This is a genomic window from Methyloligella solikamskensis (assembly GCF_042676065.1).
GTDB classification, from domain to species: domain Bacteria; phylum Pseudomonadota; class Alphaproteobacteria; order Rhizobiales; family Methyloligellaceae; genus Methyloligella; species Methyloligella solikamskensis.
The window spans coordinates 1056141-1069785 of record NZ_JBHTJO010000001.1; the positions used below are offsets into that span (position 1 = coordinate 1056141).

Genomic DNA, 13645 nt, shown 5'->3' on the forward strand with positions numbered 1-13645 from the left:
AATGTCGTGCGGCCGCGCCGGCCCCGCTAGCCGTGGCGGGCGAAGACTTCCGTGCTTCCGTCCCGCTTGATCAGCAGAACCTCGTAGCTTTCCGGATTGGGACCTTCCATGCCAGGGGAGCCTATGGGCATGCCCGGGACGACCAGGCCGATGGCGTCGGGCTTCTCCTTGAGGAGCCGCGCCACGTCGGAGGCCGGCACATGGCCTTCGATGACATAGCCGCCGATCTTACCCGTATGGCAGGAGGCGAGCTTGGAGGGGATGCCGGCCTGATGCTTGATCTTGGCGAGGGTTCCGGTGGCAACCGCATGGGGCGCGACGTCGAAGCCTTCGGCCTTCATGTGATCGGCCCATTTCTCGCAGCAATTGCAGCTGGGCGATTTCCAGAGCTCCAGGGTCTGTTGAGCCGTTTCTTCGTCCGCCTTGGCCGGCAGGGCGAGCGCAAATCCGAGGAGCGCGGTGAGAAGCAGGGCACGGAGCATGGGGACCTCCATTGGATCTTGAGGCTCGATCCTAGGGCCGGGGGGCGGCGAGCGCCAGCTCGGCGACGAGCCCGCGATGGTCCGACCCGATATCGCCGGAAAACGCAAGGTCGACCATGGCGAGCTGGCTGGAGATGAAGATGTTGTCGATGGGCAGCAAGGGGACGAAGGGCATGGTATCGCGTCGCATGGGCCAGGTCGGGTGATAGGTGTTGAGGCGTCCCAGCCCCGAGATATCCGTGAAGCGCTGCAGGGAGTTGGTCCAGGGCGTCTGGTTGAAGTCGCCGGCAACGACCAGGGGCCCATGGCGCGACTGCACGAAGCGGGTGAGGTTGTCCATGTCGTTCTGCTGAAGCTCCGGATAGAAGGGCCGGGCGGGATGCACGGCGACGATCTCGACAGGCACGCCGTCGATGGTGATCTGCGCCCAGCGGGCCAGGGTCTCGTTCCAGGAGCTGAAGCCGACACGGGTGATCTTCCCTTGGGAGCCGATCGGCTGCTTGGACAGGATCACGATGCTCTGATCGCCAACCCGGAAAGGATGGGTTTCGAGCAGCGCGTCGAAGGGCGGGCGCTTGAGACGCCACATCTCCTGCAGGACGATGACGTCCGGGTCGGTCTCCCGAAGCCATTGGACGGCCTTCTCGGGCTCATCGTTGCCTTGGCGGACGTTGAGGGTCGCAACTTTCAGCAGCGGCGCCCTGCTCGCTTCCGCCGTCTGGGCCGTGCTCTGAAGCGCGGGGTACAGCACCGCTGCGTTGAAGAGGAGCAGCACCAGGGCGGCCGGGGCCGCGCCCTTCGGTCCGGTATAGGCAGCGAGAAGAAACAGGACGAAACAGGCCACCACGAGCACGGGCAGACCATTGCTCACGATGTCGAGGGCCGGCACGACACGGGCCACGAGGATGGCGCCGGTGAGCGCAAGGCCTACGACCAGCCCGACGAGGGTGAGGGCTTTCAGGAGTTTCGACATGAAGGAACTTCGATGCTGGTTTGCGATTGGCTCGTTTGGTCTCGAAAGATCGAAAGGGCGGCATGTGACGCTCGCGCACCCTATATGAAGAGGCCGTCATGGAAAGCCAACGGTCGCGCGACCGAAAAGCGCGTTTCGCGAAGGGCTTAAGCGTCGAAAGGCCGGAAGTAAGAATGAGCGACCAAGACTCCGATCAGGAAAGAAACCGGTTCAGCGCCCGGGCCCTTCGCTACGCCAAGGTCGGCGCTAATGTGAGCGGGGTGGCGGCGAATGTTGCCATGCGGCGCGCTTTCGGCCGCGATCCGGAGCGGGACAAGGATGCGGCCGCGCTGGCACAGGCGCTGGGCGGCCTCAAGGGTCCGATGATGAAGGTGGCACAGCTTCTCGCCACCATCCCCGAAGCGCTGCCGGCGGAATATGCCGCCGAGCTCGGCCAGCTTCAGAGCCAAGCCCCGCCCATGGGTTGGCCCTTCGTGAAGCGGCGCATGGCGTCGGAGCTCGGGCCCGACTGGGAATCGAAATTCGCAAGCTTCGAGCGGACTGCCGCCAATTCCGCCTCTCTCGGTCAGGTGCATCGCGCCACCTCTCATGACGGGCGGTCTTTGGCGGTGAAGCTGCAATATCCGGACATGCAGTCGGCGGTGGAGGCGGACCTCAACCAGCTCGGCGTGCTGTTCTCGCTGCACCGGCGCATGCGGCCGGCCATCGACACGAGCGAGATCCGTGAGGAGCTTTCCGCACGGCTGCGCGAGGAGCTGGATTACACCCTGGAAGCCCGGCACATGGAGCTCTATGGGCGTATCTTCGCCGATGAGCCGATGATCCGCGTTCCGCAAGTGCTGCCCGAGATCTCGACAAGGCGGCTGCTCTCCATGACCTGGCTGGAGGGCAATCCGCTGCTGCAATACACGGACCGGCCGCTGGAAGAGCGCAACCGGATCGCTACCGCCATGTTCAAGGCGTGGTGGTTCCCGTTCAGCCATTACGGGATCATCCATGGCGATCCTCACCTCGGGAACTACACGGTCTTCGAGGACGAGGCTGGCCGCGCGTCAGGCATCAACCTGCTCGACTATGGCTGCATGCGGACCTTCCAGCCGAAGTTCATCCAAGGCGTGATCGATCTCTATCACGGGCTGTTGCGTGACGACCGGGACCTGATCGTCCATGCCTACGAGACCTGGGGCTTCGCCGGGCTGAAGGAGGACGTGATCGACGTCCTGAACATCTGGGCCAAGTTCATCTACGGCCCGATGCTGGAGGACCGGGTGCGCACCATCGCCGAAGGCACGACGCCCGGCATGTATGGGCGGCGCGAAGCCTTCCAGGTGCACAAGGCGCTGCAGGAGAAGGGGCCGGTGCGGGTGCCGCGGGAGTTCGTCTTCATGGACCGGGCGGCCATCGGGCTCGGCGGTGTGTTTCTGCATCTCGATGCGGCGCTCAACTACTATCAGCTCTTCAACGAGGCGATCGCCGGCGTCGATGTGGAGGCGGTGGAAAGCCGCCAGCGCGAGGCCTTCGAGGCGACCGGCGTTCCGCTGCCTTAGGACGGCGAGAACTGCTGGCTGCCGCGCTCGTCGCCCCTCGTTCTGCGTCATCCTGAAACTTGTTCGGCGTCATCCTGAGGTGCGCGCGGAACGCGCGCCTCGAAGGATGGGCTGTCTTGAACCACGACCCCGCCGTCCTTCGAGGCTCGCGCGTACCGCGTCGAGCGCCTAAGGATGACGGGGTCTTTCGCGCTCACCAGACGGGGTCTTTCGCTCTCGCGAGCGATAGCTGCCCACAAAAAAACCGATGCCGCTCCCGGGGACGCGGTCCCAGAAGCGGCATCGGCTACGCGCACCTCGAATCGAGTCTGCCTTTTTAGGCTTAGTAGCGCTCGATGGTCGTTTCCTCGTGATGGTGGACGACCGTATCGTCATCGCCATCGACGATGTCGACGTCACGGTCGGGCTGCACGCCCGGGGTGACGATGACCTCGGTGTCGCGGTTCTTCGGAAGAAGCGCGTCCTTCTCATGCACCGTGACGGAAGCACCGGTTTCGGGATCGATGGTGGTCGTGGTCTCGTCGGCCATGGCCGGCGTCGCCAGGGCCATACCGCCGATCAAACCGGCACTCAGCAGCACGTTCCGAATGGTCGTCTTCATGGCAGTTCTCCTGTGCAGTTCTGTTTTTGTCGCCAATAGTGGGGACAAGAACTGCCGGGAAACGCGAGCCGTTCCCGCCTCATTCGGGGTCATTTTGGGGCGATTTTGGGGGTGCTATGACACAGGATTCTAGTGCGCTGCTCGAGCAAGTCCGCACGGTCTTGCGTGAAGCGTGGGATCCCATCGGCATTCGCGACGTCTCTGACACTGAAGACGAGTACGAGGACTATGTCCCTGCTGTCGCCAAGTGCGTCGCGGACGGGGCCACTGCTGGAGAGATTGCCGAGGCGCTCCTGAAGATCGAGAGGGAGTCGCTGGGCCTTCCCGGCGATCCGGCCCGGGCGCGGCGGGTCGCGGAGCGGCTTCACGCGGTGCGCGACTGATGATGCATGGGATGCGCACGGGACGGATTGCCGCGCCATAAGGCTTTGTGCTATTTCCCTCCGCGCAAGAAAATGCCACCACTAAGAACGGCTAATACGTTCGGGGGAGAGAGACATGAAGATCGATCCGTCAGAATGCCATCCGGCAATGGATTACGAGCAGCATAAGGGCACCTATGCGCTCTTCATCAAGATCGCTATGTGGGGCACGGCCGCCACTGTGGCGCTGATGATCCTGCTCGCCATCTTCGTCGCGTAATCCCGACCCGCCTCCCTGAGGCGGCCTATCACCTTTGCAAAGATCGGCGATCGGTGTGCGGCCGCGTCAGCGCTGCAACCCAAGCGACGGATATCCGGTATGATCACCATCGGAGTGCCTGCAGAAGGCAAGGACGAGCCGCGCATCGGCGTGACGCCGGAAAGCGTGAAGCGTCTGACCAAGAACGGCGCGGAGGTGGTTATCCGCTCCGGCGCCGGATCGCGGTCTCACTTCTCTGACGAAGACTATAAGGAAGCGGGCGCGAAGATCGCCAAGTCGGACGCCGAGGCGGTGAAGGCCGCCGATATCGTTCTGACCGTGCGGCGGCCCGAGCTCTCTCTCGCCAAGAACATGAAGAAGGGCGCGCTGCTGATCGGCATGCTGGAGCCCTTCGGCGATCCTAAAGGCCTCGACGCCCTGGCAAAGACAGGCATCAACCTGTTCTCCATGGAGCTGATGCCGCGCATCACCCGGGCCCAGGTGATGGACGTTCTCTCCTCTCAATCGAACCTCGCCGGCTACAAGGCGGTGGTGGATGCCGCGGCCTCCTTCGGGCGCGCGCTTCCGATGATGATGACGGCGGCGGGCACGGTGCCTGCGGCGCGTGTCTTCATCATGGGTGCGGGCGTTGCCGGTCTTCAGGCCATCGCCACGGCGCGGCGTCTCGGCGCCATCGTGACTGCCACGGACGTGCGGCCCGCCGCGAAGGAGCAGGTGGAATCGCTCGGCGCCAAGTTCGTCGCGGTTGAGGACGACGAGTTCAAAGAGGCGGAGACCGCCGGCGGCTACGCCAAGGAGATGTCCGACGCCTACAAGAAGAAGCAGGCCGAGCTGATCTCCGATCACGTCAAGAACCAGGACATCATCGTCACCACTGCTCTGATCCCCGGGCGGCCCGCGCCGGTGCTGCTGACGAAGGCGCAGGTGGAGAGCATGAAGCCCGGCTCGATCATCGTCGACATGGCGGTGGAGCGGGGCGGCAATGTCGAGGTCGCCAAGCCCGGCGAGATCGCCGAGCACAAGGGTGTGACCATCATGGGCAAGTTCAACCTGCCCGGCGAGGTCCCGGTCAACGCCTCCAGCCTTTACGCGAAGAACCTGGTCTCCTTCCTCGAGGTGATGCTCGACAAGGAGACGGGCGATCTCGCGCTGGACTGGGAGGACGAGGTCATCAAGGGCACGGGCATCGCCAAGGACGGCGGAATCGTGAACGAGATGATCGCCAACAATCTCAAGTCCGGCGGCGGGGCATCTGCCGCCAAGACGCCGGCGGCACGCAAGACGTCGACCACTAAGAGCACAACCACAAAACCGAAGAGCGCCGGTACGGCTGCCAAATCTTCCACTGCGAAGAAGCCGGCAGCCAAAACGACGCCATCGCGCAATGCCAAGCCGCAGACGAGCCGGACCCAACCGACGCGTCCGACCAAGGGGGGCAATTCATGAGCAAGCTGCTTTCACTGCGCCAGCTCTGGCTGACGCTTGCCGTTCTTTGCTTCGGCCTGGCGGCGGAGAACTTCATCACGGGCACGGCCTTCGCTCAGGAAGCGGCGGGGGGCGGACATTCCGCCCATGATTTCGTGTTCCGCTTCTCGATCTTCGTGCTGGCGGTGTTCGTCGGCTACTACGTGGTCTGGTCGGTGACGCCGGCCCTGCACACGCCGCTCATGGCGGTGACCAACGCGATCTCCTCGGTGATCGTGGTGGGCGCGCTGCTCGCCGTCTCGGTGGAGATCGGGGGCGCGCTGTCCGAGACCAACGGATGGATCGCCAAGCTGCTCGGCCTTGCCGCGCTGATCCTGGCAAGCGTCAACATCTTCGGGGGCTTCCTGGTCACCCAGCGCATGCTTTCCATGTACAAGCGGAAGGAGCGCTAGAGATGACCAACGAGTTCGTCCCGCTGCTCTATCTGCTGGCGTCTGTCTTCTTCATTCTCGCGCTTCGCGGGCTGTCTTCGCCGGAGACGTCGCGCCGCGGCAACTTCGTCGGCATGATCGGCATGGCCATCGCCATCGTCACCACGCTGGCAGTGGCCGCGCCGGAAGATCCGGTCACCTGGGCTATGATCGCCGGCGGTATCGCGGTCGGCGGCATCGTCGGCGCGGTCATTGCGCGCCGGATCGCCATGACGGCCATGCCGGAGCTGGTCGCGGCCTTCCACTCTCTGGTCGGCCTCGCCGCGGTGCTGGTGGCGGGCTCCGCCTTCTACGCGCCGGAAGCCTTCGGCATCGGCGAGCCGGGCAATATCGCCATCCAAAGCCTGGTGGAGATGTCGCTCGGTGTGGCCATCGGCGCCATCACCTTCACCGGCTCCATCATCGCGTTTGCGAAGCTGTCGGGCCGCATGTCGGGCGCGCCGATCACCTTGCCTGGACGGCATCTGATCAACCTCGCCCTCGCCATCGGTCTGGTGGTGCTGGTGGTGCTGTTCTGCCAGCAGCAGACGGCGGTGCTGTTCTGGGCAATCGCCGGCCTTTCGCTGCTGCTCGGCATCCTGATCATCATCCCCATCGGCGGTGCGGACATGCCCGTCGTGGTCTCGATGCTCAACTCCTATTCGGGTTGGGCGGCGGCCGGTATCGGCTTCACCCTTGGCAACACGGCGCTGATCGTTACCGGCGCGCTGGTGGGGTCTTCGGGCGCGATCCTGTCCTACATCATGTGCAAGGGCATGAACCGCTCCTTCATCAGCGTGATCCTGGGCGGCTTCGGCGGCGAGACTGCGGGGCCTGTGGGCGGCGACGGCGAGCAGAAGCCGGTCAAGCTCGGCTCGGCCGAGGATGCCGCGTTCCTGATGAAGAATGCGGGCAAGGTCATCATCGTGCCGGGCTACGGCATGGCGGTGGCGCAGGCTCAGCATGCGCTGCGCGAGATGGCCGACACGCTCAAGGAAGAGGGCGTGGAGGTGAAATACGCCATCCATCCGGTGGCGGGCCGCATGCCGGGGCACATGAACGTGCTCTTGGCCGAAGCCCAGGTGCCGTACGACGAGGTGTTCGAGCTGGAGGACATCAACAGCGAGTTCCCCCAGGCCGACGTCGTCTACGTCATCGGCGCCAACGACGTGACCAATCCGGCCGCGGAGGACGATCCGTCCTCGCCGATCTACGGCATGCCGGTTCTCCAGGTCTGGAAGGCGGGCACGGTGCTCTTCAACAAGCGGTCGCTCGCGTCCGGCTATGCGGGCATCGACAATCCGCTCTTCTATCGCGACAACACCATGATGGTGCTGGGCGATGCGAAGAAGATGACCGAAGAGATCGTGAAGTCGCTTTAGCTCGGTGCTGGAGCAGCCGATCCTTCGAGGCTCGACGCGTTCCGCGCCGAGCACCTCAGGATGACGGCTGCTTGGGTGCCATCTTTCGGGGCGCCATTTGGCCGGCTGCTTGGGGCTGCGGATGGGGTGCTACGTCTACATCCTTCTATGTCGGGAGCGCGACCGGGGATGATCTCACGCCTCGGATCGACGAGCACCAGTCCGGCACGATCAGGGGTTACACGTCTTCGAGGCTACCCGTCGAGCTGGTCTGGTCGGAGCATTTCGATCGCGTGACAGATGCCATCGCAGTCGAACGGCAGCTAAAGGGCTGGAGCCGCGCCAAGAAGGCAGCTCTTATTCATGGAGACTGGGATCGCGTGAGTGCCCTTGCGAGAAGGCGGGCGGGGCGAGAGAAGCCGTCATCCTGAGGTGCGCGCGGAGCGCGCCTCGAAGGAGGCGGCTTCGGGCTTTCGGCCCCAAACTTGAGGCAATTGCCGGTTAGGCATGTGCGAAGGTGCGCCGAATTCGCGCTTTCAGATAAACTAAGGGCGGAGTATGTCTCGCTCCATGTGGCTCGGTATCTTTCTGCTTTTCGTGGCGGCCTACGCGATCATCTGCGTGGGCGCCTATCGCATTCACCGACATTTCGTCTACAAGCCCGACCCGACCTATACGGCGCCTGAAGAAACGGCGTTGGAGGCTGTCGAGGAGGTGCGGTTCAAGACGCCGGACGGCGTGACCCTGATCGGCTGGTGGGTGCCGGGACGCGAGGGCATGCCGACGCTACTCTACTTTACCGGCAATGGCGGATCGGTCGCCGGCCGCGCCCACAAGATCGACGAGATCAAGCGGGCCGGCTACGGGCTCTTCATGCTGAATTATCGCGGGTTCGGCGGCTCCGAAGGCAAGCCGACGGAAGCCGACAACATCGCCGATGCCGAGCTCGCTTACGATCTCCTCATGGAGCGCGGCCTGAAGCCGAAGGATATCGTGATCTACGGCGAGTCCTTAGGTACCTCGGTGGCAACCCAGCTTTCCCTGAAGCGCCCGGCCAAGGCCCTGGTGCTGGAAGCGCCGTTCACTTCTGCGGTCTCCGTCGGCCGGCTGACCTGGTGGTTCCTGCCGCTGCGGCTGGTGATGGTCGACAAATACAAGACCATCAACGTGATCGATCAGGTCGACATGCCGCTTCTGATCGTGCACGGCAAGCAGGACAGCGTGATCCCGCTCTATATGGCCGAGCAGCTCTACGCCAAGGCGCCGGATCCGAAGCAGATGGTGGTGTTCCCGGAGGCCGATCACAATGACCTCTACGAGCACGGGGCCTTCGTCACCGTCGACGAGTACCTGCAGGGGCTGGATAAGGAAAAGGCCGCTGGCGGCCAGTCCTCCAACACCAAAAAGCCCGCAAGCGCCGAGGCTGCGGGCTAGGGTGACGGTTCCGGGGCGAGGCGTCCCGGTCGTCTCAGTCTAAAAGAAAAAGCAGATGCGCCTTAGCGGCGACGGCCACGTCCGGCGACGAGACCTTCACGCTGGGCGCGCTTGCGGGCCAGCTTGCGAGCGCGACGGATGGCTTCCGCCTTCTCGCGGGCGCGCTTCTCGGAGGGCTTTTCGTAGTAGTTCCGCAGCTTCATCTCGCGGAACACGCCCTCGCGCTGCATCTTCTTTTTCAGGGCACGAAGCGCCTGATCAACATTGTTATCGCGTACAACGACTTGCACTTGAGTGCTATCTCCGAATAGTCGTGATCTTGAAGGATCGAAGCGGGTCAAAGCCCACGCCGGGGTAACGGCGGTAAGGGCCGACCTCGAATCTGGGGCAGTACCTAGCAAAAGGACCGCCGCTTGTCCAGCGAGCATAAGACGGTTGGGAACCTGGTAAGGTTCCAAAGGGGGGCGGTTTGAAGGTTCTGCTGTTCACGTTCGGTACGCGGGGCGATGTCCAGCCCTATGTGGCGCTTGGGGCGGCCCTGGTCCGCATGGGCCACGAGGTGGCGCTGTGCACCGGGCAGGGCTTCGACGATTTGATCAGCGAGCACGGCATCGAGCCGGCAACGGTCTCCATCGATTTCCGGGAGATCATCAACCTTCCCGTCGCCCATGAAGCCTTCCGCAGCATCGCTGGCCGTTTCAGGGCCATGCGTGAGTTCAAGGGGCTGGTCAGGATCCAGTTCGACGAGATGTGGGGGATGGCGCAGGAGTTCCGCCCCGACGTCATCGTCTATCACCCGAAAGGTTTCGCGGCCCAACACATCGCCGAGGCGCTTGGTGTGGTCGCCATTCCGTCCACCCTGCAGCCGGCCTTCGTGCCCACCGGCGCGTTTCCGAATCCCTTCACGCCGCTGCCCGATCTCGGCTGGATCGGCAACCGGCTGAGCCACGATCTGATCGACCGGGTGACGCGCTGGGCGCAGAAATCCCTGATCGGCAAGTGGCGGGAGAGCAAGCTCGGCCTCGATATGCGGGGGCCGACCAATTTCTTCGAAGGCTACGACCCGGCCGGACGGCTGCGGCAGCGGCTGCACGGCTATAGCCGCTATTTGGCGCCGGCCCCGGACGACTGGACGGAGCGGGAGCGGATCACCGGCTATTGGTTCCTGGACCAGACATCCCATTTCCAGCCGCCGCCGGCGTTGGAGCATTTCCTCGCCAGCGGGCCGCCGCCTGTCTATGTGGGCTTCGGCAGCATGCCAGCGGAAGACGTGAAGCGGCAGACCAAGACGGTGATCAAGGGCCTGAAGCTGGCGGGCATGCGCGGTGTGCTGGCCACGGGGTGGGGCGGTCTCGATCCCGAGCCGACGGACGGCATGTATACGCTCGAAGAGGTCCCGCACGACTGGCTGTTCCAGCGCTGCGCCGTGGTGGTGCATCACGGTGGGGCGGGCACGACCCATGAGGGGTTGAGATGGGGCCGGCCGACGGTGATCTGCCCCATGGGTGTCGACCAGCCCTATTGGGGCCGCCGTGTGAATGCCCTCGGGGCGGGGCCGAAGATGCCGCCCTTGCGCGCGTTGACGCCCAGCGGACTGGCGCGGGCTCTGCAGGATGCCCGGAGCTGGGATACGCTTTCGCGGGCCGCGGAAATCGGCTCGGCCATCGGCCAGGAGCGCGGCGCGGAGGATGCTGCGGGGATGATCGACGCGCTGACGTTTTAGGGGCGGGGGCCCCTAGCTCGATTTCGGCGAGATCTTCGTGAAGTGGCCCATCTTGCGGCCCGGGCGGGTCTCGGCCTTGCCGTAGAGATGAAGCGCGACGCGCTCATCGGCCGCCAGTTTCGGCCAGCGGTCGACATCGTGGCCGATCAGGTTGGTCATCACCGCATCGGAATGGCGGCCCGTGGGGCCCAACGGCCAGCCGGCGATGGCGCGGATGTGGTTCTCGAACTGGCTCGCCTGGCAGCCATCGATGGTCCAGTGCCCGGAATTGTGCACCCGCGGCGCAATCTCATTCACCACCAGCTCGTCGGCATCGCCTTCGCAGTGGAACATCTCCACGCAAAGCACGCCGACATGCTCCAGGGCGCTCGCGATCTTGCCGGCGATCTCGCGAGCCTTATAGGTGCAGTTGCCGGTGATGTTGGCGGGGATGCGGCTGCTGGACAGGATGCCGTCCTGGTGATGGTTCTCCGCCACGTCATAGAAGCCGAGCGTGCCATCCAGGGCGCGGGCGACCACGACGGAAACCTCCCGGTCGAATTTCACGAAGCCTTCCAGGATGGCCGGCTGGCCGCCGATCTCTTCCATGGCCGCTTCCGCGTCGTTCACCTTGCGGACCACCACCTGCCCCTTGCCGTCATAGCCGAAGCGGCGGGTCTTGAGCAGGGCAGGGGTGCCGAGCTTTTCCACCGCCTTGCGTAGATCATCGGCCGTATCGACGGCGACGAAGGGCGCAACGGGGATGCCGAGCTCCTCGACGAATTGCTTCTCCAGAAGCCGGTCCTGGGTGATGGCAAAGGCGCGGGCCGGCGGTGCGACGCGGGCACCCTTGGCAGCGGCGTCCAGCGCGCCGGCCGAGACGTTCTCGAACTCGCAGGTGATCACATCGACGCCTTTTGCGAACTCGGCGATCTTCGCTTCGTCGTCATAGGCGCCGATGACCGTTTCCGCCGCGAACTGACCGGCCGGCGAATCCGGCCCGTCGGCGTAGATATGCACTTTCAGGCCGAGACGGGAGGCGGCCACGGAGAGCATGCGGCCGAGCTGGCCGCCGCCGAGGATGCCGATCGTTCCGCCGGGTGGGAGCATCTCGCTCATGAGCGTCTCAATCCTAGTCTTCCGGGCCTAATCTTCCGGGGCGTGGGCGACGGAGTCGCTTTGGGCCTTGCGCCAGTCGTCAACGCGCTGGGCGAGCTCCGGATCGGAGATGGCGAGGATCTGCGCCGCGAGCAGCCCTGCATTGGTGGCGCCCGCATCGCCGATGGCCAGGCTGCCGACGGGCACCCCGGCGGGCATCTGGGCGATGGAAAGCAGGCTATCCAGGCCCTTCAGAGCGCGGCTCTCGATGGGTACGCCAAGCACAGGCAACGGCGTCATGGAGGCGGTCATGCCCGGCAGGTGGGCCGCACCGCCGGCGCCGGCGATGATCACCTTCAGGCCGCGGGGCTTCGCTTCCTTGGCGTAGCTGTAGAGCCGGTCGGGCGTGCGATGGGCGGAGACGATGCGCGTCTCGTAAGGCACGGCCAGCTTGTCCAGCACCTCGGCCGCCTTCTGCAGGGTCGGCCAGTCGGACCGGCTGCCCATGATGATCCCGACGCTCGGCGTGTCGGTGCTGGGGTTCTCTGCGCCTGCCGTGTCTGGCTTAGGCTCGCTCATCGATTGCTTTCCGGCGCACCTTGCGCCTCTCTCAGGAAAAGCGCGCGATTATAGGGTTGCGCAAGGGCTTGGCAAGGTGGCGCGGGTGGATTTTCCAAGGCGCCTCAAGCGCTCATCGAGACCGCTCAGGCGATGATATCGGGGAGCAGAATGTCCTCGATACGCGCGATCTCGTCCTTGAGGAGAAGCTTCTTCTTCTTCATCCGCCGCAGCTCGAGCTGATTGGCAAAGCCCGACTCCTCCAGCGCGTTGATGGCGCTGTCGAAGTCGCGATGCTCCTGCTTCAGGCGCTCCAAGGCCTGGCGGAGCTCTACAAGCTCCTCGCTTTCCATCGGAGTGTCCTTCCGCCCCTCTTGATGCCGCCGGGCCTCTTCCGGCGGGCTGGCCCCCTGCTTCAAAGGACGGGCGGAGTATCACTCGGCAAAGGTGGCAGGCGCAAGGCGATGGCGGCGGTTTTGCGCAATAGCAGCGGCGGCTTTGTGGCCCTGAAACAATTTGTGAGCAGTCCCTCCATATGAGCGTTAGACAAGGCCGATGCGTTCGGTCAAACTCGATGATCCACATATCTAAAGTGGAGGTCTCGATATGGCGCTTGACGCACATCTCACTGAACTCTCCGAGAAGCACAGGGCTTTGGAGCGGCAGATTGAGCAGGAGGAGGCCAGGCCAATGGCCGATCCCATCAAGATCACCGGTTGGAAGCGCAAGAAGCTGCGTCTCAAGGACGAGATGGAACGCCTCAAGCAGCAGTCGCCTCATTAAGAGGGGCACGGTCCCGGTCTGACGGGACTTGAGACGACGACGTTACGAAAATTGCGGGCTTGTGGCCCAGGCGATGGCTTTATGGGCCGGATGACGCGTGGCTGATCTGATCCCTAGATCTCGGCGTCGCCGGTGCCGCTCAGCCATTCGCGGGCCTCTTCCATCTGGTCGGGCTTGAACTGGCGGGCTTCGCATTTCGTGAAGGGTGCCACGAGCTCCGACCAGAGGTCGAAGATGGTCGCTTCGCACACGACGGCGCAGCGGTCGAAGTCGCGCAGGTGCCGCAAGGAAAAGCGGATGTCGTGCCAGAAGGCGCGCGCCTCCATGCCGTCGAAGCTCTCGAAGATCTCCATGAGCCGGACCTCGCCATGGCGCTCGATAAAGGCTTCGAGCTTCTCGGCCACCTCGTCGAATTCCTCCGTCGAGACCTTGCCGGCGATGCGGATTTCGGCCGTTTTAGCGTTGTCGAACTCCTTGTAGCTCAGCATCGATGTCTCAGATCCTCAAGCGCGTTCATGGGCGAGGTGACCGGCCCCACTGGCCGGCGCACGCCGCATGGTATCGGCGTG

General features: G+C 64.2%; 18 protein-coding genes. 10 read left to right on the forward strand and 8 right to left on the reverse strand.

What is annotated here, in order from left to right:
• Positions 1 to 26: 26 nt before the first annotated feature.
• Together ACFQ2F_RS05050 and ACFQ2F_RS05055 are read right to left on the reverse strand one after the other, a co-directional pair.
• On the reverse strand, positions 27 to 482 hold the full coding sequence (locus ACFQ2F_RS05050; protein WP_379086634.1) for a DUF411 domain-containing protein: 456 nt from the start codon (positions 480 to 482) through the stop codon (positions 27 to 29).
• Positions 483 to 513: 31 nt separating this feature from the next.
• Positions 514 to 1455 carry an endonuclease/exonuclease/phosphatase family protein gene (locus tag ACFQ2F_RS05055; protein WP_379086637.1) on the reverse strand — a complete coding sequence of 314 codons (942 nt, stop codon included), beginning with the start codon at positions 1453 to 1455 and terminating at the stop codon, positions 514 to 516.
• Between the two features lie 173 nt (positions 1456 to 1628).
• Here ACFQ2F_RS05055 and ACFQ2F_RS05060 point away from each other — a divergent pair, with 173 nt between their 5' ends.
• Complete coding sequence (locus ACFQ2F_RS05060; protein WP_379086640.1) at positions 1629 to 3002, forward strand: ABC1 kinase family protein; 1374 nt, start codon at positions 1629 to 1631, stop codon at positions 3000 to 3002.
• Between the two features lie 322 nt (positions 3003 to 3324).
• Here the strand turns inward: ACFQ2F_RS05060 and ACFQ2F_RS05065 are convergent, their stop codons facing one another.
• Positions 3325 to 3603, reverse strand: a complete 279-nt coding sequence (locus ACFQ2F_RS05065; RefSeq protein ID WP_379086642.1) for a hypothetical protein — start codon at positions 3601 to 3603, stop codon at positions 3325 to 3327.
• 116 nt (positions 3604 to 3719) lie between these two features.
• Here ACFQ2F_RS05065 and ACFQ2F_RS05070 point away from each other — a divergent pair, with 116 nt between their 5' ends.
• The 7 genes from ACFQ2F_RS05070 to ACFQ2F_RS05100 all read left to right on the forward strand — a co-directional run bounded on the left by ACFQ2F_RS05070 (position 3720) and on the right by ACFQ2F_RS05100 (position 8935).
• On the forward strand, positions 3720 to 3986 hold the full coding sequence (locus ACFQ2F_RS05070; RefSeq protein WP_379086645.1) for a hypothetical protein: 267 nt from the start codon (positions 3720 to 3722) through the stop codon (positions 3984 to 3986).
• Positions 3987 to 4101: 115 nt separating this feature from the next.
• On the forward strand, positions 4102 to 4245 hold the full coding sequence (locus ACFQ2F_RS05075) for an aa3-type cytochrome c oxidase subunit IV (RefSeq protein ID WP_379086648.1): 144 nt from the start codon (positions 4102 to 4104) through the stop codon (positions 4243 to 4245).
• Between the two features lie 99 nt (positions 4246 to 4344).
• Positions 4345 to 5691: a Re/Si-specific NAD(P)(+) transhydrogenase subunit alpha gene (locus ACFQ2F_RS05080; protein WP_379086651.1), complete on the forward strand. Its 1347-nt coding sequence runs from the start codon at positions 4345 to 4347 to the stop codon at positions 5689 to 5691.
• Complete coding sequence (locus ACFQ2F_RS05085) at positions 5688 to 6122, forward strand: proton-translocating transhydrogenase family protein (RefSeq protein WP_379086654.1); 435 nt, start codon at positions 5688 to 5690, stop codon at positions 6120 to 6122. Before ACFQ2F_RS05080 ends, ACFQ2F_RS05085 begins: the two co-directional genes overlap by 4 nt.
• A gap of 2 nt (positions 6123 to 6124) precedes the next feature.
• Positions 6125 to 7522 carry an NAD(P)(+) transhydrogenase (Re/Si-specific) subunit beta gene (locus tag ACFQ2F_RS05090; protein ID WP_379086657.1) on the forward strand — a complete coding sequence of 466 codons (1398 nt, stop codon included), beginning with the start codon at positions 6125 to 6127 and terminating at the stop codon, positions 7520 to 7522.
• A gap of 71 nt (positions 7523 to 7593) precedes the next feature.
• Positions 7594 to 7932, forward strand: a complete 339-nt coding sequence (locus tag ACFQ2F_RS05095; protein ID WP_379086660.1) for a GIY-YIG nuclease family protein — start codon at positions 7594 to 7596, stop codon at positions 7930 to 7932.
• A gap of 127 nt (positions 7933 to 8059) precedes the next feature.
• A complete protein-coding gene (locus ACFQ2F_RS05100) occupies positions 8060 to 8935 on the forward strand; it encodes an alpha/beta hydrolase (protein ID WP_379086663.1) in 876 nt (291 codons plus the stop codon).
• Positions 8936 to 8997: 62 nt separating this feature from the next.
• Here the strand turns inward: ACFQ2F_RS05100 and rpsU are convergent, their stop codons facing one another.
• Positions 8998 to 9276, reverse strand: a complete 279-nt coding sequence (rpsU, locus tag ACFQ2F_RS05105; protein ID WP_379086666.1) for a 30S ribosomal protein S21 — start codon at positions 9274 to 9276, stop codon at positions 8998 to 9000.
• A gap of 128 nt (positions 9277 to 9404) precedes the next feature.
• Between rpsU and ACFQ2F_RS05110 the strand changes: the two genes are divergently transcribed.
• The gene (locus ACFQ2F_RS05110) at positions 9405 to 10658 is read left to right on the forward strand and encodes a glycosyltransferase (RefSeq protein WP_379086669.1); all 1254 of its coding nucleotides are present in this window, start codon (positions 9405 to 9407) and stop codon (positions 10656 to 10658) included.
• Between the two features lie 12 nt (positions 10659 to 10670).
• Here the strand turns inward: ACFQ2F_RS05110 and ACFQ2F_RS05115 are convergent, their stop codons facing one another.
• The 3 genes from ACFQ2F_RS05115 to ACFQ2F_RS05125 all read right to left on the reverse strand — a co-directional run bounded on the left by ACFQ2F_RS05115 (position 10671) and on the right by ACFQ2F_RS05125 (position 12646).
• Entirely contained in the window at positions 10671 to 11756 is a 1086-nt protein-coding gene (locus ACFQ2F_RS05115) for a 5-(carboxyamino)imidazole ribonucleotide synthase (protein WP_379086672.1), read from the reverse strand.
• Positions 11757 to 11783: 27 nt separating this feature from the next.
• Positions 11784 to 12314, reverse strand: coding sequence for a 5-(carboxyamino)imidazole ribonucleotide mutase (gene purE / locus ACFQ2F_RS05120; RefSeq protein ID WP_379086675.1), 531 nt, complete (start codon positions 12312 to 12314; stop codon positions 11784 to 11786).
• Positions 12315 to 12439: 125 nt separating this feature from the next.
• Positions 12440 to 12646, reverse strand: coding sequence for a YdcH family protein (locus ACFQ2F_RS05125; RefSeq protein ID WP_379086677.1), 207 nt, complete (start codon positions 12644 to 12646; stop codon positions 12440 to 12442).
• Between the two features lie 253 nt (positions 12647 to 12899).
• Here ACFQ2F_RS05125 and ACFQ2F_RS05130 point away from each other — a divergent pair, with 253 nt between their 5' ends.
• Positions 12900 to 13076 carry a YdcH family protein gene (locus tag ACFQ2F_RS05130; protein WP_379086680.1) on the forward strand — a complete coding sequence of 59 codons (177 nt, stop codon included), beginning with the start codon at positions 12900 to 12902 and terminating at the stop codon, positions 13074 to 13076.
• Between the two features lie 113 nt (positions 13077 to 13189).
• Here the strand turns inward: ACFQ2F_RS05130 and ACFQ2F_RS05135 are convergent, their stop codons facing one another.
• Positions 13190 to 13564 carry a SpoIIAA family protein gene (locus ACFQ2F_RS05135; protein ID WP_379086683.1) on the reverse strand — a complete coding sequence of 125 codons (375 nt, stop codon included), beginning with the start codon at positions 13562 to 13564 and terminating at the stop codon, positions 13190 to 13192.
• Positions 13565 to 13645 lie beyond the last annotated feature (81 nt).